This window comes from Halosimplex rarum, assembly GCF_047715405.1.
In the GTDB taxonomy this organism is placed as follows: domain Archaea; phylum Halobacteriota; class Halobacteria; order Halobacteriales; family Haloarculaceae; genus Halosimplex; species Halosimplex rarum.
This window is the reverse complement of the sequence record NZ_CP180412.1, coordinates 1,021,206-1,045,486: the sequence shown is the minus strand read 5'-3', so window position 1 is coordinate 1,045,486 and position 24,281 is coordinate 1,021,206. Positions and strand designations below refer to the sequence as shown.

General features: G+C 69.0%; 26 protein-coding genes. 13 read left to right on the top strand and 13 right to left on the bottom strand.

Annotated features, from left to right (window positions below):
* Positions 1-28: 28 nt before the first annotated feature.
* Positions 29-1,960 carry an ABC transporter ATP-binding protein gene (locus ACMGFH_RS05140; RefSeq protein ID WP_415381735.1) on the bottom strand — a complete coding sequence of 644 codons (1,932 nt, stop codon included), beginning with the start codon at positions 1,958-1,960 and terminating at the stop codon, positions 29-31.
* 155 nt (positions 1,961-2,115) lie between these two features.
* Between ACMGFH_RS05140 and ACMGFH_RS05135 the strand changes: the two genes are divergently transcribed.
* On the top strand, positions 2,116-3,279 hold the full coding sequence (locus ACMGFH_RS05135; protein ID WP_415381734.1) for a S1C family serine protease: 1,164 nt from the start codon (positions 2,116-2,118) through the stop codon (positions 3,277-3,279).
* A gap of 45 nt (positions 3,280-3,324) precedes the next feature.
* Here ACMGFH_RS05135 and ACMGFH_RS05130 read toward each other — a convergent pair whose 3' ends face one another.
* The 3 genes from ACMGFH_RS05130 to ACMGFH_RS05120 all read right to left on the bottom strand — a co-directional run bounded on the left by ACMGFH_RS05130 (position 3,325) and on the right by ACMGFH_RS05120 (position 6,521).
* Positions 3,325-4,299 carry a hypothetical protein gene (locus ACMGFH_RS05130; RefSeq protein ID WP_415383196.1) on the bottom strand — a complete coding sequence of 325 codons (975 nt, stop codon included), beginning with the start codon at positions 4,297-4,299 and terminating at the stop codon, positions 3,325-3,327.
* 22 nt (positions 4,300-4,321) lie between these two features.
* Positions 4,322-5,482 (bottom strand): DNA primase small subunit PriS, encoded by a 1,161-nt coding sequence (gene priS, locus ACMGFH_RS05125; protein ID WP_415381733.1) that lies wholly within the window; start codon positions 5,480-5,482, stop codon positions 4,322-4,324.
* Between the two features lie 553 nt (positions 5,483-6,035).
* Positions 6,036-6,521 (bottom strand): GNAT family N-acetyltransferase, encoded by a 486-nt coding sequence (locus ACMGFH_RS05120; RefSeq protein WP_415381731.1) that lies wholly within the window; start codon positions 6,519-6,521, stop codon positions 6,036-6,038.
* 107 nt (positions 6,522-6,628) lie between these two features.
* On the opposite strand from ACMGFH_RS05120, the gene ACMGFH_RS05115 reads away from it, so the two are divergent.
* The 4 genes from ACMGFH_RS05115 (at position 6,629) to ACMGFH_RS05100 (ending at position 11,060) form a co-directional block, all read left to right on the top strand.
* Complete coding sequence (locus tag ACMGFH_RS05115; RefSeq protein WP_415381729.1) at positions 6,629-7,732, top strand: DUF502 domain-containing protein; 1,104 nt, start codon at positions 6,629-6,631, stop codon at positions 7,730-7,732.
* Positions 7,729-8,145 (top strand): archease, encoded by a 417-nt coding sequence (locus ACMGFH_RS05110; protein WP_415381728.1) that lies wholly within the window; start codon positions 7,729-7,731, stop codon positions 8,143-8,145. Before ACMGFH_RS05115 ends, ACMGFH_RS05110 begins: the two co-directional genes overlap by 4 nt.
* 69 nt (positions 8,146-8,214) lie before the next feature.
* Entirely contained in the window at positions 8,215-9,309 is a 1,095-nt protein-coding gene (locus ACMGFH_RS05105) for a DoxX family protein (RefSeq protein ID WP_415381727.1), read from the top strand.
* A 287-nt stretch (positions 9,310-9,596) separates the two neighbouring features.
* Positions 9,597-11,060 (top strand): RtcB family protein, encoded by a 1,464-nt coding sequence (locus ACMGFH_RS05100; RefSeq protein WP_415381726.1) that lies wholly within the window; start codon positions 9,597-9,599, stop codon positions 11,058-11,060.
* Between the two features lie 22 nt (positions 11,061-11,082).
* Here the strand turns inward: ACMGFH_RS05100 and ACMGFH_RS05095 are convergent, their stop codons facing one another.
* Positions 11,083-11,553 carry a type IV pilin gene (locus ACMGFH_RS05095; RefSeq protein ID WP_415381725.1) on the bottom strand — a complete coding sequence of 157 codons (471 nt, stop codon included), beginning with the start codon at positions 11,551-11,553 and terminating at the stop codon, positions 11,083-11,085.
* 159 nt (positions 11,554-11,712) lie between these two features.
* Between ACMGFH_RS05095 and ACMGFH_RS05090 the strand changes: the two genes are divergently transcribed.
* Both ACMGFH_RS05090 and ACMGFH_RS05085 read left to right on the top strand, forming a co-directional pair.
* Positions 11,713-12,564: a translation initiation factor eIF-2B gene (locus ACMGFH_RS05090; protein WP_415381724.1), complete on the top strand. Its 852-nt coding sequence runs from the start codon at positions 11,713-11,715 to the stop codon at positions 12,562-12,564.
* A gap of 90 nt (positions 12,565-12,654) precedes the next feature.
* Positions 12,655-12,891 carry a hypothetical protein gene (locus ACMGFH_RS05085; protein ID WP_415381723.1) on the top strand — a complete coding sequence of 79 codons (237 nt, stop codon included), beginning with the start codon at positions 12,655-12,657 and terminating at the stop codon, positions 12,889-12,891.
* Between the two features lie 35 nt (positions 12,892-12,926).
* Here ACMGFH_RS05085 and ACMGFH_RS05080 read toward each other — a convergent pair whose 3' ends face one another.
* Positions 12,927-13,679, bottom strand: a complete 753-nt coding sequence (locus ACMGFH_RS05080) for a proteasome assembly chaperone family protein (protein WP_415381722.1) — start codon at positions 13,677-13,679, stop codon at positions 12,927-12,929.
* Between the two features lie 107 nt (positions 13,680-13,786).
* Here ACMGFH_RS05080 and ACMGFH_RS05075 point away from each other — a divergent pair, with 107 nt between their 5' ends.
* Positions 13,787-14,884, top strand: a complete 1,098-nt coding sequence (locus tag ACMGFH_RS05075) for a mechanosensitive ion channel family protein (RefSeq protein ID WP_415381721.1) — start codon at positions 13,787-13,789, stop codon at positions 14,882-14,884.
* 27 nt (positions 14,885-14,911) lie between these two features.
* Here the strand turns inward: ACMGFH_RS05075 and ACMGFH_RS05070 are convergent, their stop codons facing one another.
* Positions 14,912-15,313, bottom strand: coding sequence for a universal stress protein (locus ACMGFH_RS05070; protein WP_415381720.1), 402 nt, complete (start codon positions 15,311-15,313; stop codon positions 14,912-14,914).
* Between the two features lie 74 nt (positions 15,314-15,387).
* Positions 15,388-16,743, bottom strand: a complete 1,356-nt coding sequence (locus tag ACMGFH_RS05065) for a bifunctional metallophosphatase/5'-nucleotidase (RefSeq protein ID WP_415381719.1) — start codon at positions 16,741-16,743, stop codon at positions 15,388-15,390.
* An 85-nt stretch (positions 16,744-16,828) separates the two neighbouring features.
* Between ACMGFH_RS05065 and ACMGFH_RS05060 the strand changes: the two genes are divergently transcribed.
* From ACMGFH_RS05060 to ACMGFH_RS05040, 5 genes are all read left to right on the top strand, one after another.
* Positions 16,829-17,068, top strand: a complete 240-nt coding sequence (locus ACMGFH_RS05060) for a DUF5816 domain-containing protein (protein WP_415381718.1) — start codon at positions 16,829-16,831, stop codon at positions 17,066-17,068.
* A 167-nt stretch (positions 17,069-17,235) separates the two neighbouring features.
* Positions 17,236-17,541, top strand: coding sequence for a hypothetical protein (locus ACMGFH_RS05055; protein WP_415381717.1), 306 nt, complete (start codon positions 17,236-17,238; stop codon positions 17,539-17,541).
* Between the two features lie 90 nt (positions 17,542-17,631).
* Positions 17,632-18,270: a hypothetical protein gene (locus ACMGFH_RS05050; RefSeq protein WP_415381715.1), complete on the top strand. Its 639-nt coding sequence runs from the start codon at positions 17,632-17,634 to the stop codon at positions 18,268-18,270.
* Entirely contained in the window at positions 18,267-18,923 is a 657-nt protein-coding gene (locus ACMGFH_RS05045) for a hypothetical protein (protein ID WP_415381714.1), read from the top strand. The genes ACMGFH_RS05050 and ACMGFH_RS05045 overlap by 4 nt, the downstream gene beginning before the upstream one ends.
* Positions 18,924-18,985: 62 nt before the next feature.
* Entirely contained in the window at positions 18,986-19,186 is a 201-nt protein-coding gene (locus tag ACMGFH_RS05040) for a dodecin (protein ID WP_415381713.1), read from the top strand.
* Between the two features lie 18 nt (positions 19,187-19,204).
* Here ACMGFH_RS05040 and ACMGFH_RS05035 read toward each other — a convergent pair whose 3' ends face one another.
* The 5 genes from ACMGFH_RS05035 to ACMGFH_RS05015 form a co-directional block, all read right to left on the bottom strand.
* Positions 19,205-19,573 (bottom strand): HesB/IscA family protein, encoded by a 369-nt coding sequence (locus ACMGFH_RS05035; RefSeq protein ID WP_415381711.1) that lies wholly within the window; start codon positions 19,571-19,573, stop codon positions 19,205-19,207.
* Between the two features lie 137 nt (positions 19,574-19,710).
* Entirely contained in the window at positions 19,711-20,214 is a 504-nt protein-coding gene (locus tag ACMGFH_RS05030; protein WP_415381710.1) for a GNAT family N-acetyltransferase, read from the bottom strand.
* A gap of 60 nt (positions 20,215-20,274) precedes the next feature.
* The gene (hisD, locus tag ACMGFH_RS05025; RefSeq protein ID WP_415381709.1) at positions 20,275-21,561 is read right to left on the bottom strand and encodes a histidinol dehydrogenase; all 1,287 of its coding nucleotides are present in this window, start codon (positions 21,559-21,561) and stop codon (positions 20,275-20,277) included.
* 101 nt (positions 21,562-21,662) lie between these two features.
* Positions 21,663-22,865, bottom strand: coding sequence for an ArsR/SmtB family transcription factor (locus ACMGFH_RS05020; protein ID WP_415381707.1), 1,203 nt, complete (start codon positions 22,863-22,865; stop codon positions 21,663-21,665).
* A 93-nt stretch (positions 22,866-22,958) separates the two neighbouring features.
* On the bottom strand, positions 22,959-24,146 hold the full coding sequence (locus tag ACMGFH_RS05015) for a DnaJ domain-containing protein (RefSeq protein ID WP_415381706.1): 1,188 nt from the start codon (positions 24,144-24,146) through the stop codon (positions 22,959-22,961).
* Between the last annotated feature and the right edge of the window lie 135 nt (positions 24,147-24,281).

Sequence of the window (24,281 nt, the reverse complement as noted above, 5' to 3'; positions counted from 1 at the left end):
GAAGCGGGCCGGCGGCTCGGGGCGGCCGTCAGTCGTCCGCGCCGGCGACGCCCGGGGCGGCGTCCTCGTCGGTCTGAGAGGCCCACAGGCCCGCGTACGCGCCGCCGTGGTCGACGAGGTCGTCGTGGCTCCCCGTCTCGATGACCTCGCCCTCGTCCATGACGACGATGCGGTCGGCGTCCTGGATGGTTGAGAGGCGGTGAGCGATGATGAACGCCGTGCGGTCGGCCGTCAGCGTCTCCAGGTTGCGCTGGATGAGCTCCTCGGTCTCGGTGTCCACGTCGGAGGTCGCCTCGTCGAGGACGATGACGTCGGGGTCGTTCAGGAGCGTGCGGGCGATGGAGATGCGCTGGCGCTGCCCGCCGGAGAGCTTCACACCGCGCTCGCCGACCATCGTGTCGTAGCCGTCGGGCAGGTCCGTGATGAACGCGTGCGCGCCGGCGGCCTTCGCCGCTTCGCGCACCTGCGCTTCGACGTGGTCGGGAATGTCACCGAAGTTCTCTAGCACCGACCGGAACAGCTCGTCGTCGCCGTAGGCGATGTTCTCGCGGATAGTCCCCGAGAACATGTACGGGTCCTGCTCGACGACACCGATCCGGTTGCGCAGCGTCTGCAGGTCGTACTCGCGCACGTCCGTCCCGTCGATGGTGACCGCGCCGTCGTCGACGTCGTAGAACCGCGGCGGGAGTTTCAGGAGCGTCGACTTGCCCGAGCCGCTGGTGCCAGCGAAGCCGACCGTCTCGCCCGCTTCGACGTCGAGGTCGACGCCGTCGAGGATCTGGTCGCCGCCCTCGGAGTAGCTGAAGTCGACGTCCTCGAAGCCGACGCGGCCGTCGACCTCGTCGGGCGCGTACCCGTCCGCGGCGTCCGTGACGTCGGCCGTGTAGCCGAGGACGCCGAAGACGCGCTCGGCGCTGGATTTGGCCTTCTGGTAGTTGTTGGCGGTCTTGCCGATCCGGGTCATCGGTCCGTCGAGGTAGCGCAGGAACATGAAGAACGTGACGAACGTCCCCGCGGTCAGGCCGCCTGCGGTGACGGCGTCGGTCCCCCCGAGGACGAGGATCGTCACGAACATCGCGCCGACGAGCAGCCGCAACGAGGCGAAGAACGCCTTCCGGACGGTGATGGCGCCGATCTTCTCGTCGCGGTAGCCGCCGGACTGCTCGGCGACGCGGTCGCGTTCCACGTCGTACCGGTCGAAGGACTTCACGATGGCCGCCCCGCCGAGGTTGTTCGACAGGCGGGTGTTCATCCGCGCGACGAGTTCGCGGATCCGCTTGTACTTCGGTTCGATCCACATGATGAACTTCGCCGTGATCAGGGCGATGATCGGCACGGGGACCAGCACGAGCAGTCCCAGGCGGGGGGCCGTGTAGATCATCCACCCGCCGACGAGCCCGAAGATCATGATCGCGCGGGTGATCTCGCGGATCTCGGCGTTGAAGAAGTCTTCCAGCCGGTTGATGTCGCTGTTGAGGATCGACATCATCCCACCGGTCTGGTGGTTGTTGAAGAAGTCGAGCGACAGCCGCTGCATGTGGTCGTACGTGTCGAGTCGGAGGTCGTGCTGGATGCGCTGGGCCGTCGTCTGAAAGAAGTAGCGCGACCCGAAGTGACTGATCGACTGGACGACGTAGGCGCCCGCCGCCAGCGCGCCGAGGTAGTAGAGCATGTCGAGGCGCGCCTGCCTGTCGTCGAGCGGGACCGGCTCCGAGGGGACGAGGTTGATCGCCGACAGGACGCTGTTCGCGGTGCCCGAGGGGTTGACCGCGAGGTCGATCGCGGCGGCGATCAGCAACGCCGGGAACAGCCGCGCGACGCGGTTGATCATCGTCGAAACGACGCCGAGGGCCAGCGGCGCCCAGTACGGGACGGCGTACCGGAAGAGGCTGAGCATCGGGTGGCCGTCGACTTCGTCGCGGATCTCGTCGAAACTGCCGTGGGGGTCTGGACGTGCCATTCGGTCGACTCCGCTTGACCGTAGACGCCCAAAAACCCCCCTTAGGGGGAGAGATTCGCTGGATTCGCCTGTCAACGGGTACCGAGGGCCGCCTGACGGAGGCGGTGTCGCGAGTCGGTCCGCGGATTTTTCAGGCTGGTCGCCGACGGGCCCCTATGGACATCCCCGACTCGTCACGGCGCCGCTTCCTCGCGGCCTGCGGGACGGCGCTCGCGGCCGGGACCGCCGGTTGTTCCGGCCTGTTCGGCGACGGTCCGAGCGACACCGAGGACACGACTCCGGTCGATCCGGAGACGGAGACGGAGACGCCGGTCGACGACGGCGGCGCGGCCGGCGACTTCGAGCAGTTCGACCAGTCCGGCGAGTCCGAGGACGGCGCGTACGCCGACGTCTACCAGTCCACGGTGGACTCGATCGCTCAGATCCAGGTTCACACCGGCGGACCGAACCCGTCGAGCGGCACCGGCTTCGTCTACAGCGACGGCCACGTCGTCACGAACCAGCACGTCGTCGAGGGGGCCGAAGCGATCTATCTCCGGTTCAGCGACGGCGGCTGGCTCGACGCGACAGTCGAGGGCGCCGACGTGTACAGCGACCTCGCGGTCCTCTCAGTCGCGGAGTTACCCGAGAGCGCCCAGCCGCTGGCGCTGCGCGAGTCCGACCCCGCCGTGGGGACGGAGGTCGTCGCCATCGGCAACCCGTTCGGTAGGTTCGTCGGCTCGGTTTCCTCGGGTATCGTCAGCGGCGTCAATCGGACGCTCCCCGCGCCGAACGACTTCTCGATCCCCGACGCGATCCAGACGGACGCCCCGGTCAACCCGGGTAACTCCGGCGGCCCGCTCGTCACGCTCGACGGCAACGTCACTGGCGTCATCAACTCCGGCGGCGGCGACAACATCGGCTTCGCCATCTCCGCGCCGCTCGTCCGCCGCGTGATCCCGGCGCTCCTCGAAGACGGCGAGTACGAGCACTCGTACATGGGCGTGCGCCTCCAGACCGCCGGACCGCTGCTCGCCCAGGCCAACGGCGTCGACGACCGCGTCGGCGTCTACATCGCTGTCGTGCGCGAGGGTGGTCCATCGGACGGCGTCCTCCGTGGCAACAGCGGCGAGACCACGATAGACGGCCAGTCGGTCCCGACCGGCGGCGACGTGGTCGTCGCGATGGAGGACACGCCGATTCCGACCCGTGAGGCGCTCGCCAGCTTCCTCGCGCTGGAGACCAGTCCCGGCGACACCATCGACGTGACCGTCCTCCGTGACGGCGAGGAACAGACCGTCGAACTCACGCTCGGATCGCGACCGGATCCGCGGTCCTGAGCGGCGTCGCTGTCGGACCCTGATCTCTCGCAGAAAACACCCCACTCAGTCGAGTCGCTCTGCGGCGTCGCGCTCGACGAGCGGCCCCGCGTTCGCCTCGGGCAGTTGGACGACGTCGTCGGTCGAGAGGTCGTAGGCGCGCTGGTCGACGCCGAATATCTCGCCCACGTCGGTCGTGATCCGGACCGTCGTGCGGTCGACCGACGGGGCGTCTGCCGTATCCGCTTCGTCGGCTCCGTCTGCTCCGGACGGGCCGTCGGAATCGGGTGCGGACGCGTCGGGCTCGCCGTAGCCCTCGTCGGGCGGAGTCGGCCGGTCGGTCCCCTGCTCCGCGGGGACATCGGCGCCCGTCGTGGCGTCGTCCCCGGCCTCCGCTTCAGCCCGAGTTTCCTCGGGTCCGTCGCCGCCCATCAGGTCGGCCGCATCGACGCCCGATTCGGCCGCGGCACCGCCCTCGGCCGGGCCCGCGGGCGAATCCGGCGGTGTCGGCCCGGATTCGTCCGCGGCCGCCGCGGCGTCGGTCGGAACGTCGGTTCGACCCGAGTCTCGCTCCGAACCGGCCTGGCTGCCGGGACTCGGGTCAGCGGCGGTCGCCGGATCCGGTCCGGCGTCGGCGACGGCCTCGGCGGGGTTTTCACCGTCGATGACGGCCTCGACGTTGGCTCGGTTGCGCTCGATGGCGTCGACGAGCGTGTCGAACAGCGTCTGCTCCTCCGCGGTGAGCCCCTCGTCCTCGGTCGGCATGTCCGCGGCGGCGAGCGACGCCATCTTGACGATCTTGCCGACGCGGCGCTCGTAGATCGCCTCGACCGTCTGCTCGGCCGTGTCGATGTCGTCGCTCAAGCGCGTGACCTCCGGGGCGTCCCAGGGGTCGTCGGCCTCGTTGGCGGCCCGCTCGCGCTCGCGGTGGAGCTGCTGGATGAACTCGCCGGCGTCCTGGTAGAACGACTCCCGTAGCTGCTGGAGGCTGTCGGTCTGCCGTTCGCGACTCTGCACCGAGCGCAGTTCGTCCAGGTCCATCATCGCTGTTCGTCTCCCTCGATCATTCTGGTGCCTTCTCGGCGCGCCCTCTGGCCATCAGGAACGCGCCCAGGTACTCCGGAACGGAAACCTCACCCGCCTGGAGATTAAAACTATCGCCCTTCAGCTCGACCGTTCCGGGGTCCGTCACCTGCACGTTGATCTCGTGACCGACGAACGTCTCCGGGACCGCGTCGACCAGCGGATCGAACACCTCTAGCTCGTCGCGGGAGAGCCGTTTGACTTCGAGCGCGCTCCCGCCGTGGAGGCTCCCCGGCAGACGGATTAGCCGGTTCACGTCGGTCGTCACTGGCTCGTCGATGGGCGCGTTCTGTTTCTCGACGACCTCCGTGACGAACGCGTCCAGTAGCGTCCGCAGCCCGACGCCGCCGAGTTCGATGTTGCCCGCTTCGACCGCCTCGGCGTTGTTCTCCAGCGCGCCGTAGACGGTGTTCGCCCGCCCCTCGCCGATGCCGTCGAGTTCCTGCAAGCGGGCCTTTGCTTCGTCCTCCTCCATCGCCAGAATCTCGTCCACGAAGTCGAGGAGGCGCTCGTGGACGCGGCGGCCCCACCCGCCCTGCGTCTCGAGGACGCGCCGGCTGACGCCGCCGCGCATCTCCGTCGTCTCGACGAGTTCCGGATCGAGGCCGATCCCGCGGACGTAGTCGACGATCTCCCGTCGCGCGTCGCTCCCGAGTTCCTGGACGAGGGCGTCGCGGACGTGGACGTGGTAGCCGCGACCGCCCGAGAAGACGACTGTCGTGTCCTCGAAGCCGAAATCGGAATCGAGGAAGTCCAGCAGTCGGAACAGCGCGTCCTTGCACTTGTCGAGCATCTCGGCGTAGCTGTCCTCGCCGAGGGTGACCGAGGGGAGGTGGTCGGCGTCGAGGTCGAATATCAGGTCCGAGGAGCGCCAGGTCTTCTCGCTCATCGAACTCGCGGCCGGGCTGTCGTAGCGCCCGGCCGAGAAGTAGACGTGTTTCGGGCGCTCGCGGGCGAGGAAGTCGTCGAGCGACCCCATGTCGAGCAGCGAGCGGTGGCGGACCATCGTCTCGCCGGGGCCCTCCGTCCACGGGATGTAGCCCCACTCGCGCTCGTTGGCGTCCGGCGGGGGCGAAAACTCCGTCCGGCGGTAGTGGTCGCCGAAGCGCCCCCGGAGGTACGCCCGCGTCTGTTCCTGCACGGCTACCCGATTTCGAACGGGGCGCTAAAGCGTTTGCGCTCACGGATCGTCGCGCACGTCGGAAGCCGCCGATCAGTACTGGCGGCGTTCGCAATTTCGAGACGCTCACTTCGTTCGCGATCCGCTGCTCGCGGCTCCCCGGTGGTCGCCGCTCGCTCTCTCGGAGGTCTCCCTGCTCACGGGTCGCTCCGCTCCCCGTTCACAATATCCGGGACGCTCACTCTGTTCGCGTCCCGCTCCGCTCGACCTCCCTGCTCGCGGGTCGCTCCGCTCACCGCAAGACTCGCTCCGCTCGTCTTCCGAGCCCTGTCTCACTTCGTTCGACAGGACCCCGCTCGCCTTCCCAGAGGTCTCCCTTCGGTCGACCTCCCTACTCGCGGGTCGCTCCGCTCACCGGAAGACTCGCTCCGCTCGTCTTCCGAGCCCTGTCTCACTTCGTTCGACAGGACCCCGCTCGCCTTCCCGGAGGTCTCCCTTCGGTCGACCTCCCTACTCGCGGGTCGCTCCGCTCCCCGCTCGTTATCTCCGGGACGCTCACTCTGTTCGCGTCCCGCTATCCCCCCAGCAACTTCGACAACCGGTCCGCGAGCCCCTCCTCCTCGCCGAGTTTGAGGTAGTAGGCGTCGCCGCCGTCCTCGTAGTAGTTGTCGATGCGGCGCTCGATGGAGAAGCCGATGTGCTGGTAGAAGCGGATCGCGTCGCGGTTGGTCGTCCGCGCGTGGCAGGTTACGGAACTGTAGTCTTCGGCGACGCGAGCGACGAGGGCCTCGCCGAACCCCTCGCCCTGATAGTCGTCGTCGACCGCGAGAAAGAGGATGTAGCCGTCGCGGCGGACGGCCGCGAACCCGACGAGCGTGCCGCGGTCGCCCCTGTCGACGAAGAGGTAGACGGTCGAACGCCTGTAGGCGTTCTCGAAGAAGCCGCGGCGCTGGCGGAGCACTCCGTCCTCGGCGCGGATGCGCTCTTTGAGTTGCCAGGCCTGCTCGACGTAGTCGGCGTCCCCCGGATCGACGACCCGTCGCTCGACGTTGACGCTCACTATCGGTGCAATAACGCGCAAGTCACTATAATTCCATCGGCAGCGGGCAACGGCCGCGTACCTACCAACCCCGAAAGACTTTCGGCGGACCGAGGTGACCCACCCGTATGGTTTTGCTGTCATCCGCTCCCGCCTCGGGCGAGTCTGGCCCGACGCTCGGGGGCAAGGTCAGACAGATTCTCATCTCCGGCGCCGCGCTGACCATCCCGCTGGTCGTCACGGTCATGATCCTCGTCTTCGTCATCAACTTCATCCTGCAGGCTATCACGCCCGTGGTGCTCGTCATCAACGAGGGGTTCGGGATCGGGCAGGACGTCGACGATCTGACGATGAAGTTGCTCGCCATCGCGACGTTCGTGGGGATGGTGTTCGTCCTCGGACTCGTCGCCGAGACGCGATCGGGGAACCAGCTCGAACGGGTGTTCGACACGGCGATGGCGCGGATCCCCGGCATCGGCTCCCTCTACACGAGCTTCAACGAGATGACCGAACTGCTCCTGTCGAACGACGCCGAGAGCTTCCGCGAGGTGAAACTCGTCGAATTCCCCCGCTCGGAGTCGTACTCGCTGGCGTTCGTCACCGCCGAGTCGCCGCCGACCATCGCCGACACGACCGGCCACGAGGACATGACGACGCTGTTCATGCCGATGGCACCGAACCCCGTGATGGGCGGGTACGTCATCCACGTCTCCTCCGAGCGCGTCTACGACGTGGACCTCACCGTCGAAGAGGGGATCCGCTCCATCGTCACCAGCGGCGTCGCGACCGGCGACTCGGACGCGGTGGACGGCGACCGCGAGATCGCGAGCCTCGAAGCGATCCGGGAACAGGCCCGCGACGGCGTGCACGACCTCGGGAACTGGGGGACCCAGACCGCCGCCGACCTGAGCGACTTCACGGGCAAGGCCGCCGGCGACATCCGCGAGCAGGCCTACCACGAGTTCGCTGCCCTCCACCCCGACCTCGACGCGTCGGAACTGGAGGACGAGGAGGAAGTCCGCCACTACATGCTCGACGAGTTCGGGACCGAGGAGGGCCACGAGAACACCGTCAGCAGCCGACCCGGCGACGGTGACGGATCGGGAGACGACGGCCGTCCCGTCGACGGCGACCCGACCGACGGGGATCGGCCGAGCGGCGACGGCGACCGGTCCGGCGGACGCGAACTCGACGGCGCCAGCGACGAGACGTCGGCGGGTGGTGACGCGTGAGCTTCGACCTGCGCGAACACACCGCCGACGTGGCGGTGGAGGCCACCGGCGACTCGCTCGACGCCGTCTTCGGCGCCGTCGCCGACGGGATGGCGGCCGCGATGTGCGACGAGATCCCGGCCGAGGGAGGTGACCGATTCTCGTTCTCCGTCGCGGCCGAGAGCCGCGAGGCCCTGTTGTTCGACTACCTGGACGAACTCATCTACGAGCGCGACGTGCGAGGGGTCCTCCCCGTCGACAACGAGGCTGCCGTCGTCGAGGAATCGGACGGCGAGTGGCGCGTCGAGGGATCTGCGCGCGGGATCGGGTTCGACCGCGTCGAGGCGCGCGACCTGAAAGCCGTGACCTACTCCGAGATGGACCTCTCGGAGAGCGCCGACGGCTGGCACGCCTACGTCGTCTTCGACGTCTGAACCGGCCCGGGTCGCTGTCGCCGGTGCGGGTTCTGTGGCTTTATCCCCGCCGGGCGGCTAGCCGCGTGTATGTCAACAACGGGTCGGCGGATGGCGCTGAGTGCGGGGTTCTGGGCGGTCGCGCTCGCGGCGCTCGCCGGGCGGGCGAGCGCGCACGTCGACTACGTCACCGACCCGCCGACGGCGGCGCGGGACGCCGTCGAATTCGCTGCCGAAGTCCTCTCGAACCCGACCAATGCCGCGCTGCTCGGCGGCGGGACCGTCGCGGTCGGTGTGCTCCTCGGTGCGCTGGTTCTCCTGCGGCCGATCGTCCCCGACCTGGACGCGCTCCGCGAGGCGCTCGCCTCCTACCGCGAGTACGTCCCCTGGATGCTCCGGCTGAGCATCGGCCTCCCGCTCATCGGCGCCGGGTTCGCAGGCTACCTCTTCAGCCCCGCCGTCGAGGTCAACGCGCGACTCCTGCAGGTCTCGCTCGGGTTCCTGATCCTGTTCGGACTGGCGACGCGGGCGGTCGCCGTGGCTGGTCTCCTATCCTACCTGACCGCGCTGGCGTTCAACCCCGTACTCGTCCTCGCGATTGAGTACATCCCCGGCTTCCTCGCCATCGTCCTGCTGGGCAGCGGCCGCCCCAGTGCCGACCACATGCTCAAGCAAGTCGCGAGCGCGCCCGGGACCTACTACGGCCGGATCGACCCCGTTCACGGTGCGGCCGAGCGGTTCGCTGTGCTCGTGGAGTCCTACGAGCGCTACGTCGCGACCGTCCTCCGCGTCGGGCTGGGCGTCGCCTTCGCCTACCTCGGCCTCGTCGAGAAGCTCGCGAACCCCTCGCAGGCGCTGCTCGTCGTCGACCGGTACGACCTGACGAGCGTCGTCCCCGTCGACGCCGGCCTGTGGGTGGTCGGCGCCGGCCTGACCGAGATCGGCGTCGGCCTGCTCCTGATCGTCGGCCTCTACACCCGCGGAACCGCGGCGGTCGCCTTCTCGATGCTCGTGCTCACGCTGTTCGGCCTGCCCGACGACCCCGTGCTCGCCCACGTGACGCTGTTCGGGATGCTCTCGGCCGTCTTTACGCTCGGCGCCGGCCCGCTCTCGCTGGACGCCTATCTCGCGACTGCCGACCGACGCGACCGGGACCGCGACGAACCAGCACCGGCGCTCGACTGATTCGATCACCCGGAGAAGGTTCGATCAACTGCGGTGGCGCGACTAGTGAGGGACCGAAGGTCCCTCATACCATGCGAACGGGCGGCTTCGCCGCCCGTGAGCAGACGCAGCGACCGCGAGCGCGCCGGGGGCTTTCAACCCCTAACGGATCGTGGAGTCACTCCGGTTCGACTTCCGGTCACGACCAATCGACCAGAAACAACTGCGACAGGGACACGAAAAAATCGAACGCGATCGCACACACTGACAGCGAAACCTATTCCGGCGCCCGCGGCGGAGTTACGCCCATGACCACCTACGACGCGGACGGCATCACCCTGGAGAAGGTCAGGGACTACGTCTGGGAGATCCCGCAGGAAGGCGGGATGAACCGGCCGGCGCGCGTCCTCGCCAGCGAGGACCTCCTCGACGAGATCAGCGAGGACAAGACGCTCCAGCAGCTCAAGAACGCGACGCACCTCCCCGGCGTCCGGAAGTACGCGGTCTGTATGCCCGACGGCCACCAGGGCTACGGCTTCCCCGTGGGCGGCGTCGCCGGCATCGACGCCGAGAACGGCTGTATCTCGCCCGGAGCGGTGGGGTACGACATCAACTGCGGCGTCCGGATGATGAAGACGAACCTCACCTACGCGGACGTGCAGGGCCGCGAGGAGGAACTCGTCGACGCCCTCTTCGAGGGGATCCCGTCCGGCCTGGGCGGGGGCGGCGTCTACGAGGGGACGAAAGGCGACGTCGACGCGATCCTCGGACGCGGCATGGAGTGGGCGCTGGAGGAGGGCTTCGCCGTCCCCGAGGATCTGGAGCACTGCGAGGACGAGGGGGTCCGCCACGACGCCGACCCGGACAGGGTCTCCCAGAAGGCCAAGGACCGCGGGAAGAACCAGATCGGCAGCCTCGGGAGCGGCAACCACTTCCTCGAAGTCCAGCGGGTCACCGACGTCTACCGCGACGACGTGGCCGAGCGCTTCGGCCTCGCGGAGGACCAGATCGTCGTGCTGATCCACTGCGGCTCGCGCGGGCTGGGCCACCAGGTCTGTACCGACTACCTGCGCGACATCGAACAGGCCCACGCCGGACTACTGGACCAGCTTCCGGACAAGGAACTCGCCGCGGCGCCCGCGGGCTCGCAGCTCGCGGAGGACTACTACGGCGCGATGTGCGCCGCCATAAACTTCGCCTGGGTGAACCGCCAGCTCATCATGCACCGCACCCGCGAGGTCTTCGCGGACGCCTTCGACACCTCCTGGGAGGCTCTGGAGATGGACCTCCTCTACGACGTGGCGCACAACATCGCGAAGCGGGAGACACACGAAGTAGAAGAGGGGGAGGAGCGCGAGCTGTTCGTTCACCGGAAGGGAGCGACGCGAGCGTTCCCCGCTGGCCGGCCAGAGCTCCCGCCCGCCTTCCGGGACGTGGGCCAGCCGATCATCATCCCCGGAAGCATGGGCGCGGGCAGCTACGTCCTGCGCGGCGGCGAGCAGTCGCTCTCGGAGACCTTCGGGTCGACCGCCCACGGCGCCGGCCGGCTGATGAGCCGGACGCAGGCCAAACAGGAGTTCTGGGGCGGCGACGTGCAGGACGACCTCCGCGAGCAGAGCCACGTCTACGTCAAGGCTCAGAGCGGCGCGACCGTCGCCGAGGAGGCGCCGGGCGTCTACAAGGACGTCGACGAGGTGGTCCGGGTCTCCGACGCGCTGGGCATCGGCGACCGCGTCGCGCGCACGTTCCCCGTCTGTAACATCAAGGGCTGACCGCGCGACGGCGGTCGTCGGATCAGCCGCTCCCGTCCCATGTTTCCAGCACCGTCTCGTTGCCGGTCGGCGGTTTGTAGAGGACGCGCGCTCTACCGCTTGCCGGGACCGGACTCCCGAAGGCGTTCCGGCGGCTGAGCTGCACTGTCGCGCCGGGTCCGACGACCGTCGAGTTGTCCGTGTTCGCGAGCGCGGCCCACGTCACGGTGGTTCCCCGGCTCCTGATCGAGAGGTTCCCCGCGTCGAAGGAGTCGCCGCGGTCGTGCGTGACGATGAGGACGGACGACGCGTCGATGTACTGGAAGGTGAAGTTCGCGTTCGGCCCCTGGCCCTCCGATCCGGGGTCGACGAGGACGAACAGCCCGACCGACCCCGTGACGAGCAGCGTGATGGCGACGAGGATGGCGACGCCGGTGAACTCCGAGACGGCCCGCTCGGTCCCCCCTCCCGACCTGTCGCGCTCGTCCCCGGCGGTGGCGCCGTCTTCGGCCATCGTGTAGTCGGAATAGGACGAGCACCGACTAAACCAGCTTCGGCGAGAGTATCAGATCCGATAGCCGCGCGGCCCGGCGGGCGTCGACCCGCGGGGTCGCGGACGAAATCGAGTGCCGGGAGGGGAAAGCCTTTGAGAGCGAGTGGCGACGTATTCAGTATGATAGACGGGACGGTCGAGGAGATCGCGGACATGCAGACGCACAGTTCGTCCGTCGTCGCGGTGAAGGCGGCCGAGGCCCTGCTGGCGCTGACGGAGCGCGAGTATCCGACCGTCGAGGAGTACGTCCGGACGCTGGAGCGCAACAGCCACGCGCTCCGTCGGGCGAACCCCTCGCACGCATCGCTCCAGACGACCCAGCGCGAGATCGTCTCGACCGTCGAGGACGCCGAGGACGACTCCGTCGCGACCGCGAAAGAGCGCACCCGGGACGTCGTCGAGTCCGTCGTCACCCGCGTCGAGTCCGCGAAGGAGCGCGCCGCCGAGCGGGCCGTCGAGTACCTCAGCACGGACCGGACGATCCTCACTCACGACTACTCCTCGACCGTGCTGGAGGCCATCGAGCGGACCCTCGACGAGGGCGCCTCGCTGGAGGTCTACTGCACCGAGGCGCGCCCCCGTTACCTCGGGCGGAAGATGGTGCGAACGCTGGCGGATCTGGACGGCGTCGACGCCCACCTCATCGTCGACGGCGCCGCCGGGCACTTCCTCCCCGAGGTCGACCAGGTCGTCGTCGGCATGGACTGCATCGTCGAGGACACGCTGTACAACCGCGTCGGCACGTACCCGCTCGCCGCGACCGCGAGCGACGCCGGCGTCCCCGTTCGCGTCGTCGGCGCCGAGGCGAAGATGGTCACCGGCGGCTTCGCCTTCGAGAACGAACACCGCCAGGCGAGCGAGGTCATCCGCGAACCCGCCGACGGCTTCGCGGTCGAGAACCCGGCCTACGACGCGACGCCGACGCGGCTCATCGACGCCGCGATCACCGACGAACAGGTCCACGAGTACTGAGCGAACCCGTCTCTCGTCCCGGCGTGGGACGCGACCCGCACGTAATCATATGTGTCTGGCGACCATACGGAGGGACGGAGTATCACAGATATGGGAGTTCTCGACTCGTTCGGCGCGCTCGTCAGTAGCATCGTCGCTTCGATCGTCCTGCTGGTCTTCGCTATCGTGAGCTTCTTCATCACGGTGTTCATCGTCGAGGCCGGCGCGGGCCTGGCCGGGTACTCGCCGTCCGGCGACTTCGTCGCGCTCTCGGCGGCGATCCTGGCCGCGGCGGCCATCGTCGGCGGCGCGTCGCCGTTGACGAGCCTCGGCGGCGAGGTCGAGTAGCCGCCGTCGAACCGACGGGCGCGTCGGTCCGTCGGCTACATGTACATCCGGTCTTCGGGCTGTTGCTCGTCGCGGGCCTGTTCGATGCGCTCGGCCAGGTCCTGGTAGTGCTGCTGGACGTCGGCCGCGAACGATTTCATCGGCTCGGTGTCGACGCCGAGGTCGTACACCTCGTCGGCTGTCTCCACGAGTCTGAGCGCCGCTTCCGCGTCCGGTGCCTGCGGGTGGGCCGGCGTCGCGTAGACGCACGCTCGGAGCGGCGAGTCGATGCCGCGGGCGAGCAGACTGGCCTTCACGCCGTCCGTGAAGCCGCTCGCCATCGGCGGGACGTCCGCGTCCTCCAGGCGGGTCTCGCGGTAGTCGTCGGTCGCGACGAAGAACGTGCGGTGGTCCTCCTCGGCGTGGGGCATCTGCACGCCCGAGAGGACGACCGTCTCGGGGACGTCGGCCGCGGCGGTCCAGTCGAGGAGCGCGTCGCTGAACGAGCGAGCGGCGGTCGCGGGGACGAACAGCTCGCTCACGAGGACGGCGACGTCGACCTCATCGGCGGAGAACAACCGGACCGGGTGGCGGGGCCTCCCGCCGTCGAACGGCGTGATCGTCGGCATGTCGCGCGTCGTCACGCGCCCCGCCGGGGTCAGTTCGAGCTGTTGCACCAGGTAGTCGACGGCCGTCAGGCCCGCGAGCCCGAACTCGGAGAACCCGGCTATCAGCGCGTCGGCGTCGATGTCGGTGTCGCCGGACTCCTGCACGTCGAACGTCGGCTCCGCGGTCGCTGGTCCGTCCATACTGTCAATAGGGTCACCGTCCACAAGTCGCTTTCCGCGGTCGCCCGGGGCGTCGGCGGGCGATCCGGGGACGCAATTCTTTTGCCGGGTGCGATGGTGCTGTGGGCATGGTCGCTTGGCTGCGGGCACTCGCCGCGCTGACGGGTCAGACAGCGACGCCCGGCGGCGACGCGACGACCCAGACCGCGACTGCTGCGGGGACGCCGGCGGGACCGGCGTGGGTACCGCCTGGCGTGCGGACGTTCGTCAACGGGCTGCCGACGCCGGTGATACAGCTCTTCCAGGTGGTCGTCGTCATCGTCCTCGCCTACGCCGTCTCGCAGCTGCTCGTCCAGTTGCTCGGACGGCGGATCGCCCGCCGCTTCCGACGGCCGAGCCTCACGCGCACCGCGCTGCGCGGGATCAGGCTCGTCGTCTTCATCTTCGCGACGCTGACGATCATGGGCATCTACGACTACAGCCTCAGCGATCTGACGCTCTCCGTCGCCGTGTTCTCGGCGGTGGTCGGTGTCATCCTCGCGCCCATCGTCGGCAGCATCATCAGCGGCGTGTTCCTGCTCGCCGACCAGCCCTACGAGATCGGCGACATGATCGAACTCGCCGAGCGGAACCAGCGCGGCTTCGTCGAGGACATCACCCTCCGCTACACGAAGATCTTCACGCTCGACAACACCTTCCTCGTGATCCCGAACGGCACGATGCGCGAGCGCGACGTGGTCAACTACTCCGCCGAAGACACCCGGACCCGGCAGGCACTGGACGTGCTGATCACCTACGAGAGCGACGTGGCCCGGGCCAGGGAACTCGTCGAACAGGCCGCCCGGAACGTCGACGGCGTAGTGAGCGGCGGGCCCCAGATCCGCGTCGGCGCCGCGCGCTACCCGGCGAAGCCGACGTGTTACATCGACCAGTTCGGCGACCACGGGATCAACCTGCGGCTCCGCTACTGGATCGAGGAGCCCTACTGGCTGTTGCGTGTCCGCTCGAAGATCCAGACGGCCTTCGCCGAGGCGATCGACGACGAGGACGTCGAGATCGCCTACCCGCACCAGCACCACGTCTTCGACGAGACGAGCGGCGAGATGCAGGTCGCGGTCGGCGACCGAGCCCGAGGCGGGGCCCGCCCGGAGGTCGATCCAGGGGTCCCTGACGAGGGGTCGGCGATCGACGGCGAGCGCGGACCGAGCGAGGACGACCAGTCCTGAAGATCCATTCGCGACGAGCGGTCGCGGTCAGAGTTCGGCGGTGACGACGTCGCAGTCGAGTTCGTCCCGGAGGAACGTCTCCACATCGGGGTCGTCGACGAGGCGGCGGATCATCCGACGCCAGCGGCCGGCCTGTTTCTTGCCGATGACGACGATGTCGGCGTCTTCGGCGACGATCTCGTCGAGTAGCGTCTCCTCGACGAGCAGCCCGCGGCGGACGACGTAGCGCGTGTCGGTCAGCGAACCGAACGCCCCTTCGACGGCGTCTTTGAGCTCGCGGCGAGTGGTCTGGTGATTGTCCTGGTACTGGTTGATGTGGATCACCGTCAACTGGGCGTCTCTGTCATCGGCTATCTCGATCGCCCGGGCGAGCGTGGCCTCCGAGTGGTCGGAGAGCGGATAGCGGACTGGGACGACGACCTGCGTCATCCCGCGGGAGTTCACCGTCGCCCCGCGTCAAGCTTTCTATTGCACTCGCAACAGGAACCGAGGTCCGCGCGGGACTACTCGCGCGCGACGGCGTCGGGGATCCGCCCCTCGATCGACGCGTCGATCCCGCGCTCGCGGGCGTAGTCGACGACGACCTCGTACTGCAGGTCGTCGTGTTCGACCGCGTGGTCCTCCGTGAGCGTCGGGAACTCGAGGTCGGTGATCAGGATGTAGTTCGGCACCGCGACGGTGTAGCGCTCGTCCGGGTCGACCGCCTCGCCGTCCACGTAGGGGACGTACCCGCCGTTCTCCGCGGCGACGCGCATCCCGCTGACGTGGCCGTACCAGTAGTCGTTGAGGCCGTCGACGCGGCGGCCGTCGGCCTCCTCGACGACCGAGCGCAGTTCGTCGCCCGTGACCGAGGCGACGGCGACCGGTTCCTCGAACGGGCTCACGCTCACCAGGTCTCCGACGGTCACGTCGCCCGACAGCGGCGGTCCCTCGCGGATCCCGCCGCCGTTCTGGAGCGCGACATCGGCACCGGTCTTCCACCGGTAGGCGTCGGCCACGAAGTTCCCAAGCCGCCACTCGCCCGCGAGGCGCCGTTCGCGGTCGCGCGAGAGTGGGTCGTCGACGTGCGCGACGTTCTCGTCGAGCCCCTCCGCCGCGATCCGGTCGCGCAGCGCCGCCTCGACGGCGGGGTCCGGGTCCGCCTCCTGGGCGTCGTGGAGTGTCACGTCGCCGGATTCGAGGTCGGCCTCGTAGACGTACTGGCCGGTCGCGCCGGGCCTGGTCAGGGCCGTGCCGTCGACCGCGCCGGCGTGCTGGTGGTGCGAGTGGCCGGCCAGTACCGCGTCGACGTCCGTCTCGGCGGCGATGGCCCGCGCGTCGTCGTCGGTCGTGTGAGCGAGCGCGAGCGCGTAGTCGGCGCCACGTTCGCGCAAGCGCGGGACCCACTCGGCGACTGTCTCGACGGGGTCGGCGAAGTCGAGCGCGTCCGTGCCGGGAGTCATCTCCGGCGTCGCGGGGTCGAGTACACCGACGACGCCGACGGTCGACCCGTCGACCGAGACCGTCGTGACGGGGTCGGCGCCCGCCGCGGCGCCGAACCGCTCGCCGTCGAGGCGGACGTTCGCGAGGACCCACTGCTGGGGGGAGTCCGCGACGAGCGATTCGAGCGCGTCGAACCCGTGGTCGAAGTCGTGGTTGCCGACCGTCTCGACGTCCGGGCCGACCGCGTCGAAGAAATCCAGGGACTGGCGCCCGTCGGTCACCAGCGAGAGGACGCCCGGGCCGGTGTTGTCACCGGACCCGGCGAGGAGCGCGTCCGCGCCCCCTCGGTCGGCGAGGAGCCCGGCCACGCGTGCGATCCGTTCGGGCGTGTCGTAGGCGTTCTCGAGATCGGTGTAGTGGAGGACCCGTGGCGACATCTGTCTCCGACCAGCCCCCGCGCGGCCAAATCCGCTTCGATGCCGCGACGGAAGCGTTTAGGGCGCCCTCCCCGATACGCCAGGCATGGAGACGAAGACCGGCCCCGACGAAGAGACGCTGTACGTCGACACCGACGACGCCGAACGCGGGTCCGACGGCCCGTTCTTCGTCGTCTATCGGACGCCCGACCGGGAGCGCCGCTGGGGCTACTACTGCGGGAACTGCGAGTCGTTCCTGACGGCCATGGACTCGATGGGCCGGATCAAGTGCACCGACTGCGGCAACTTCAAGAAACCCGACGAGTGGGACGCCGCCCACGAGTAAGCCCCGGTGACGCCCGGCCACGGCGACGACTGATCTCGACCCTCCGGAGTGCTAGCGGGTAAAACGGTCAGTAGGTGGCTACTACCCCCCGTTTTCGGGGAGGGACGCTGCAACGGAACGTGAAACGTAGCAACACTTATTGGGTGGGCCGTGGTATCCATGGACGAATGAGGGCTGTTACCAAGCACCTCGACGAGAAGGCCCGGTCGATTTTCGCAGACCTCGGATACACGGTGACCGATCGCGGGGGCGAGTATCTCGCCGAACGGAAGTGGCGGGCCGTCCACGTCACACCGGCGGAGGAGTTCGACGAGACGCCGGACTCGGGTGAGTACCGGTGTTTCGTCGCGTGGGCGGACGACGTAGCGGAACTCGAAGGGCGACTCGAGGCGGCGGACCCCGATTACGAGTGGGCGATAATCGGGGTCGACGAGGACGGCGACTACGAGGTCGCCCGGCGGCACGCGGTCTGACCGGCCGCGATATCGCGTTTCTCCGAGTGACCAGCCGACTCCGCCAGCCGTCAGCGTTTCATTGGTGGAGTCGAATGGGAGGGAGTACAGATGGCACAAGGGAACCTCGGTGAGCTGCTGACGGACACCCGGATCAACGCGGGGATCGCGTGGGTCCTGGTCGGGATGTTCGGGCTGGTCGCCGTCGAGAGCGTGCTGACCAGCGACTACCTGTGGGCGGCCTTCGCGCTTGTCGTCGGCGCTGTCGTCGTCCTCCCCGCGCTGGCGCTCGGCGACCTGCGAGCGATGCCGCCCGCGGAGGTCGTCCTGCTCGCGGGGCTCCCGGTCGTCGGCCGTGCCGTCGCGACTCTCCAGGTGACTGGGAACGTGGCAGTCTACCTCTCGATCGCCGCGTTCGCGCTGCTGGTCGCTGTGAACCTCCACATGTTCACGCCGGTCGAGATGAGCGTCGGCTTCGCCGTCCTGTTCGTCGTCGTCACGACGCTCGCGGCCGCGGGCCTGTGGGCGCTCGCCCGCTGGGGGTCGGACGTCCACCTCGGCACGGCGCTCCTGCTCGATCCCGGGCCCGACGGCGTCCTCACCGAGGCGGACTACGAATCGATCGAACACGAACTCATGGTCGAGTTCGTCGGCTCGGGCATCGCGGGGCTGGTCGCCGGCATCGTCTTCCAGAGTTACGTCCGCCATCGGGCGACGGTCGACGAGCGCATCCCGGAGGGGACGGCATGAGAGTCCGTGACCGTCTCGGTATCAGCGAGCGACGCCAGCGCCAGCTGACCTGGCTGATGGAGCTGGTGATGCTGGGCGTCTTCCTCGTCGGCGTCTGGAAGGTGAACGTGAAGATCATCGCCAACGCCGGCGTCGCGCTGCTCATCGCGCAGCTCGTCCCCGTCCTCGAACGCGACTACGGCGTCCCGCTCGACGCCGGACTGACGCTGTGGATCACCAGCGCCGTCTTCCTCCACGCCTTCGGGACGATCGGCGTCCCCGGCAGCCAGAGCTTCTACGCCACGGTCTGGTGGTGGGACCACATGACCCACGCGCTGTCGTCGTCTGTCGTCGCGGGCGTCGGCTACGCGACCGTCCGCGCGCTCGACGAGCACTCCGACGATATCACGCTCCCGCCACGGTTCATCTTCGTCTTCATCCTGCTGTTTACCCTCGCGTACGGCGTCTTCTGGGAGATTCTCGAGTTCACGATCGGCGTAGTCGCCTCGATGGCCGGGACCGACACCATCCTGACCCAGTACGGCCTCAACGATTCGCTGTGGGACCTCATCTACAACACCCTCGGCGCCGTCGTCGTCGCGACCTGGGGCACGGCGCACCTCAACGGCATCAGCCGGTACATCGAGGACCGCCTCGAACAGCGAACGGCCTGACCTGCCTTCAGTCCTCGCGCGCCCGAGCCTTTTGTGTCGGGGCGCCGTACTGTTCGATCGCGATGGTGTTCAAGAAGATCACGCTGATAGGGACCAGTACCGAGAGCTTCGACGAAGCGGTCGACGACGCGGTCGATCGCGCCGAGGAGACGCTCCAGAACGTCTACTGGGTGGAGGTCGAGGAGATGGGCGTCGAGATGGCGAGCGTCGAGAACAGGGAGTACCAGGCCGAGGTCGAGGTGGCGTTCGAACTCGAAGACTGACGGGGTCGAGCGCGGCGATCAGGTGCGGAAGCTCTCGCCGCAGCCGCACTCGCTGACGACGTTGGGGTTCTCGACGTGGAATCCCTCGCCCTGCAGCCCGCCCTCGAAGTCCAGCACCGAGCCTTCCACGTAGTTGTTGCTCGCCGGGTCGACGATCACCCTGAGCCCGTGGTGCTCGTAGACCGTGTCGTCCTCATCGGGCTCGTACTCGAAGCGCATCCCGTAGGAGAGCCCCGCGCAGCCGCCCTGCTGGACGAACAGGCGGAGACCGGCAATGTCGGTGTCCATGTCCTCGTCTTCGAGGAGCGAGAGCGCCTCCTCGGCGGCCGCCTCCGTCACCTCGATCTCCTCGCCGCCCGGCTCGGGCGCGTCCGTCGTGGAACTCATACACGAGAGTTTTTCGCCGAACGTGTTAACCCTGTTGGCGAGGGGATCCGTTCGCCGGTTTTTCGTCGCCTCGACAGCGGTCGCGTTGCGGTTTCTTGCCGCCCCGACAGCGGCTGTGTGTCGCTCGCCTGCGTCCGCTACAGTCGCTTGCGGACGATGTACTCGGGCGCAGTTGCGCCCATGAGGTCCGTCTCGCGCTCGTCGACCTGCTCGAAGCCGGTCGACCGGTAGAACGCGAGGCCGCGCTCGTTCTCGGCGAGGACCTCGGCCTCGTAGATGCCCACGTCGCGGTCGTACAGCGACTGCTCGGCCTCGGCGAGGAGGTTCCGCGCGATGCCCTTTCGCCAGTGCTCGGGGTCGACGTAGAGGCGGTACACCTGGTGGACCCGGCGCGGCGGGTGCGGCCCGACGTGGATGTACCCGACGACCTCGTCGTCGATCACGGCGACGAAGAAGTCCTGTGCGTCGTGGTCGATGCCGGACTCGATGGCGTCGTCGACGTACCACTCGTCGAGCACGTCGTCGACGACGTCCTCGCCGAGGATGTCGTCGTAGGCGGCGTGCCAGGACTCGCGCGCGACTCGCTGGATGCCGGCCACGTCGGCCATGTGCGCCGGTCGGTAGAGCGGATCTGCAGTCATGCCCGACCGAACGAGGGTATCGCAGAAAGACCTGACGGCCCACGGCGGAATTGGACGGCCCTATTCGTCGTCGTCCTCGCCGTCGAAACGCGCGTCTACGCTGTGGCCGTGCGCTTCCAGTCCTTCCGCGTCGGCGAGCGTCGTGACCGTCTCCCGTAGGTCGCCCAGCGTGTCCCGGGAGAGCCGTTGGACCGTCGTCGAGCGGAGGAAGGTGTCGACCGAGAGGCCGCCGGTGACCTTCGCCTTGCCGTTCGTCGGGAGGACGTGGTTGGTCCCCGTCGCGTAGTCGCCGGCCGCGACCGGGCTGTAGGGGCCGAGGAACGCGCTCCCCGCGCTCGGGATCCGGTCGAGCAGCGAGTCGGCGTCGTCGGCCTGGATCGAGAGGTGTTCGGGCGCGTACTCCTCGGCGAACAGCACCGCCTCGCTCATCGAGCGGGCGAGGAAGACGCCGCTCGCGTCGCTGTCGAGGGCGGCGCGGATCGTCTCCTCGCGCTCGCGACCCGCCGCGTGGTCGTCGACCGCGGCCGCGACGGCCTCGGCGGTCTCCTCGTCGTCGGTGACGGCGACGACCGAACTCGTCTCGCCGTGTTCGGCCTGCGCGACCAGATCCGCCGCGACGAGCGACGGGTCGGCGGTCTCGTCGGCGACGACGAGAATCTCGCTCGGCCCGGCGAGGAAGTCGATCTCCACGTCGCCGCGGACCTCGGCTTTGGCTGCGGTGACCCACTGGTTGCCCGGGCCGACGACCTTCTGGACGGCGTTTATCGTCTCGGTCCCGTAGGCGAGCGCGGCGACGGCCTGCGCGCCGCCAACCTGGTACACCGCGTCCGCGCCGGCGACGTGGATGGCCGCCAGCGTGACGGGGTCGAGCTCCTCCGCGGGCGGCGTCGCGACGGCGACGTGTTCGACGCCGGCGACGACCGCGGGAATGACGCCCATCAGGACGCTGGAGGGGTAGGCGGCCGTGCCGCCGGGGGCGTAGACGCCGACGGTCTCCAGCGGGCGGAACCGCCGGCCGAGTTTCCGCCCCTCGAAGTCCTCGGTCCAGTCCTCGGGGCGCTGGCGCTCGTGAAACGCGCGGACGTTCTCGGCGGCGTCCTCGATGGCCCGCCGGACCTCGTCGTCGATCTCCTCGTACGCGCGTTCGACCTGGTCGGTCACGTCGACGTTCCCGACCTCGACGCCGTCGATCTCCCGCGAGAGGTTCCGCAGGGCGACGTCGCCCTCCGTCCGCACGCGCTCGACGATCTCGCGAGCGTCCTCGCGGACCGCGTCCACGCCCGCGTCGCGGTCGAACAGCGCGGCCCGGTCGTCGGGGCCCAGCGCGTCCACACTTCGTACGTTCATGCGTCTCCGTTGCCGCGACTGACCCATACGACTTGCTATCGCGGGCGAGTCGCCGGGCGCCGGCGGTCGGCGTCACGGGATCGGCGAGGGGCGAGTCGCCGTCAGCCCTGGTAGTACCACCAGGCGGTGACGACGAGGATCATGAAGAGACCGCCCAGGAAGAAGGCGACCGCGGGGTCCGCCAGGAGTCCGTCGCCGCCGCTCTCCGAGATCCGGCGCGCGCTGTCGACGGTCTGCGCGGTGAGGTTCGGGTCCGTCGCCGGCCCGGCCGTCCCCGACTCCATGCCGGTCGGCTCCGGGGTCGGCGACGGGGGCTCGGTGGGCGTCGGCGTGTCCATCGCTGCCGTCGGCGTCGCGGTCTCGGTCGCGGTCGGCGTGTCCGTCGGTGCGGGCGTCGCCGTTGCGGTCGGCGTCGCCTGCGGCGTCGGGGTCCCGGCGGGCGTGGGTGACGGTGTTCCGGCGGGCGTTGGAGACGGCGTCCCGGCCGGCGTGGAGGAAGGCGTCCCGGCAGCCGTCGCGGACGCAGTCGGCGCTTCCGTCGCCTCCGGCGTCGCCGTCGGCGTGGGTTCGGGCGTCGAGGTGGCCTCGCCGGCGTCGGTCGCGGTGTCCTGACCGCCGAAGATGCCGACGTCGTCCTCCGGCGTCGGCGTCTCCGTCAGTTCCTCGGCGCCGTCACCGGCGTCCGCTCCGCCGTCGCCGCCGTCACCGGCGTCCGCTCCGCCGTCGCCACCGTCACCGCCACCGTCACCGCCGCCGGCGGCGCCTGCACCGCCGTCGCCGCCGTCGGCGCCCTCCGACTGCGGGCGTCCGCCGTCCCCGCTGGATCCCATGCCGACGGAGATATCGTACTGACCGAAGCGTCCGCCGGTCTCGCCGAACAGCCGCCGGACCGCGAGGCTGGCGAGTCCGAGCAGGCCGACCGCACCGAGCAGGCGCGTCAGCGCCGTCTTCAGTCGCGAACGGTCGTGCTCCCGGCCCGCGAAGAGGACGAGCGCCTCGCTGGCCGGCGCGTAGATGGTCATCTCGGTGCCCTTCTCGGAGTACCCCTCGCCCGCCGGCTGGATCAGCTCGGCGTCCTCCAGCCGCTCGACGTGGTAGTGGACGTTCTGCAGGGAGGTCCCGACCTCGTCGCGGATCTCCGGCGGCGTCTTCGGCTCCTCGTAGAGCGTCCCGAGGATCTGCCGCGCGGTGTCGGAGGAGAGCGCGGAGAGGGCTTCCTCGGTCGCCTCGTCGTCGAGGTCGAGGACGCGAGGCTCGTCAGGCGTCCGGGTAGGTTCCGACTTGAACGGCAGCAGACGACCCATTGTGCGTCCTGAGTGGGCCTAGCTTAATGGCTTTTCCCAAGACACAAAAACTCGTTTGAAGCACCAGTCGAGGCCTCAGCGGCCCGCGCGGCGTTATCTGTACACGCGAGAGAGTATGTGCAACGACGACAGAACTACCGCCAGGCCGACTTCGCCGACGAGGACGAACAGGAGCGGCAGCGACCGCGCCGCTGGCGGCAGGACCACGGCGTAGACGTACCACCCGGTCCCGACCGCCAGCGAGAGAAAGAGCAGGTGGACGAGCACCCAGGCACCCAGCGCTTGCAGGACCCCGACCGCGCGTTCGGTGAGCGGGTCGGATCGAGCGGCGCCCGAAACCTCGTTGTCGGTGGCGTTCCAGAAACTGCTCCGAGCGTACGAACCGGCCGTCGCCGACGCACTCCGCCGGCGCCGCTCACCGGCTGTCGTCCCCCCTCTCCGCGACTGATCGTCCCGTCTCGACGACCGAGTGCCGCTCCCCGGTGTACCGCCGGACTGCGTGGAGTTGGCCGACGAGCGGCCCGTCGCCGTCGAGTCAGACCTCCGCGATTCGGGTCCGGTCCGCGACGACGCGGAACCAGTCGGCGACGACGCAGACGAAGCGGCGCCCGCCGACGCTGAGGACGGTCCAGGGCCGGTCGCCCTCGCGCCTGTAGGATCAGCCGCCGCATCCGACGAGTCGGTCGCCGTTCCACCCACAGAGTCAGTCGCCGACCGATCCGCCGAATTGGTCACCGACTTGCCCTGCGTCCCAGTCGCCGACCTATCCGCCGACGCCGTAGCGTCGTCCGGTTCGTCGGACTCCGCGGTGCGGGCGCGGTTCGACGTGCCCCTTCTCGACCGTTCGCCCGTTCCCGACTGAGCGGCCGATCCGACGTCCGACCCGGGTCGCGACGTCGACCGACTACCATCGTTTCTGGAACGCGACGTCGACCGACTGCGGCCGTTTCTGGAACGCGACGTCGCGGTCGGCCCCGCTTGCGTCGGCGCGGTGGAGGCCGCCGACTCCCCGCCGGCCGATCCCGCACCGACCACCCAGAGGGACGGGTCGCAGTGAGCGTCGACGTACGAGGCGTGGCCGAGTCTGTCGTACCGGCCCCGTTCTTTCGGATCGAGGAGCACCTCTTTCGCCGCGGTGAGGCGCTTGAACTGCTCGGCGGCGTCGGGCGCGGCGCTCACGTCCGGGTGGTGGTCTTTGACCCGCTCCCGGTAGGCCGCGCGTATCGCGTCGTCGCCGGCGTCGGGCCCCACCCCCAGCACGCCGTAGAACGTCGTACTCATGCGCCCCAGTCCGTATAAGTTGCCTCTTCCAGCCTATCCTACAAGTACTTTCCTACCGCTGTAAAACGTAATATTCGCGTTCTCGACCGCGAAACGTACCTCGTCGGCGCGACTGTGGGCCGTCGATCGGTTATC

What these genes read in the sequence shown, in the direction of transcription:
- ACMGFH_RS05075 (WP_415381721.1), top strand. Translation starts at nt 13,787, where the DNA reads ATGGTCGCTTGGCTGCGGGCACTCGCCGCGCTGACGGGTCAGACAGCG.
- ACMGFH_RS05095 (WP_415381725.1), bottom strand. Translation starts at nt 11,553, where the DNA reads ATGGCCGAAGACGGCGCCACCGCCGGGGACGAGCGCGACAGGTCGGGA.
- ACMGFH_RS05020 (WP_415381707.1), bottom strand. Translation starts at nt 22,865, where the DNA reads ATGGGTCGTCTGCTGCCGTTCAAGTCGGAACCTACCCGGACGCCTGAC.
- ACMGFH_RS05100 (WP_415381726.1), top strand. Translation starts at nt 9,597, where the DNA reads ATGACCACCTACGACGCGGACGGCATCACCCTGGAGAAGGTCAGGGAC.
- ACMGFH_RS05135 (WP_415381734.1), top strand. Translation starts at nt 2,116, where the DNA reads ATGGACATCCCCGACTCGTCACGGCGCCGCTTCCTCGCGGCCTGCGGG.
- ACMGFH_RS05070 (WP_415381720.1), bottom strand. Translation starts at nt 15,313, where the DNA reads ATGACGCAGGTCGTCGTCCCAGTCCGCTATCCGCTCTCCGACCACTCG.
- ACMGFH_RS05140 (WP_415381735.1), bottom strand. Translation starts at nt 1,960, where the DNA reads ATGGCACGTCCAGACCCCCACGGCAGTTTCGACGAGATCCGCGACGAA.
- ACMGFH_RS05130 (WP_415383196.1), bottom strand. Translation starts at nt 4,299, where the DNA reads ATGGACCTGGACGAACTGCGCTCGGTGCAGAGTCGCGAACGGCAGACC.
- ACMGFH_RS05055 (WP_415381717.1), top strand. Translation starts at nt 17,236, where the DNA reads ATGAGGGCTGTTACCAAGCACCTCGACGAGAAGGCCCGGTCGATTTTC.
- ACMGFH_RS05015 (WP_415381706.1), bottom strand. Translation starts at nt 24,146, where the DNA reads ATGAGTACGACGTTCTACGGCGTGCTGGGGGTGGGGCCCGACGCCGGC.
- ACMGFH_RS05080 (WP_415381722.1), bottom strand. Translation starts at nt 13,679, where the DNA reads ATGGACGGACCAGCGACCGCGGAGCCGACGTTCGACGTGCAGGAGTCC.
- ACMGFH_RS05050 (WP_415381715.1), top strand. Translation starts at nt 17,632, where the DNA reads ATGGCACAAGGGAACCTCGGTGAGCTGCTGACGGACACCCGGATCAAC.
- ACMGFH_RS05065 (WP_415381719.1), bottom strand. Translation starts at nt 16,743, where the DNA reads ATGTCGCCACGGGTCCTCCACTACACCGATCTCGAGAACGCCTACGAC.
- ACMGFH_RS05045 (WP_415381714.1), top strand. Translation starts at nt 18,267, where the DNA reads ATGAGAGTCCGTGACCGTCTCGGTATCAGCGAGCGACGCCAGCGCCAG.
- ACMGFH_RS05035 (WP_415381711.1), bottom strand. Translation starts at nt 19,573, where the DNA reads ATGAGTTCCACGACGGACGCGCCCGAGCCGGGCGGCGAGGAGATCGAG.
- ACMGFH_RS05115 (WP_415381729.1), top strand. Translation starts at nt 6,629, where the DNA reads ATGGTTTTGCTGTCATCCGCTCCCGCCTCGGGCGAGTCTGGCCCGACG.
- ACMGFH_RS05105 (WP_415381727.1), top strand. Translation starts at nt 8,215, where the DNA reads ATGTCAACAACGGGTCGGCGGATGGCGCTGAGTGCGGGGTTCTGGGCG.
- ACMGFH_RS05040 (WP_415381713.1), top strand. Translation starts at nt 18,986, where the DNA reads ATGGTGTTCAAGAAGATCACGCTGATAGGGACCAGTACCGAGAGCTTC.
- ACMGFH_RS05085 (WP_415381723.1), top strand. Translation starts at nt 12,655, where the DNA reads ATGGGAGTTCTCGACTCGTTCGGCGCGCTCGTCAGTAGCATCGTCGCT.
- ACMGFH_RS05060 (WP_415381718.1), top strand. Translation starts at nt 16,829, where the DNA reads ATGGAGACGAAGACCGGCCCCGACGAAGAGACGCTGTACGTCGACACC.
- ACMGFH_RS05090 (WP_415381724.1), top strand. Translation starts at nt 11,713, where the DNA reads ATGATAGACGGGACGGTCGAGGAGATCGCGGACATGCAGACGCACAGT.
- hisD (WP_415381709.1), bottom strand. Translation starts at nt 21,561, where the DNA reads ATGAACGTACGAAGTGTGGACGCGCTGGGCCCCGACGACCGGGCCGCG.
- ACMGFH_RS05030 (WP_415381710.1), bottom strand. Translation starts at nt 20,214, where the DNA reads ATGACTGCAGATCCGCTCTACCGACCGGCGCACATGGCCGACGTGGCC.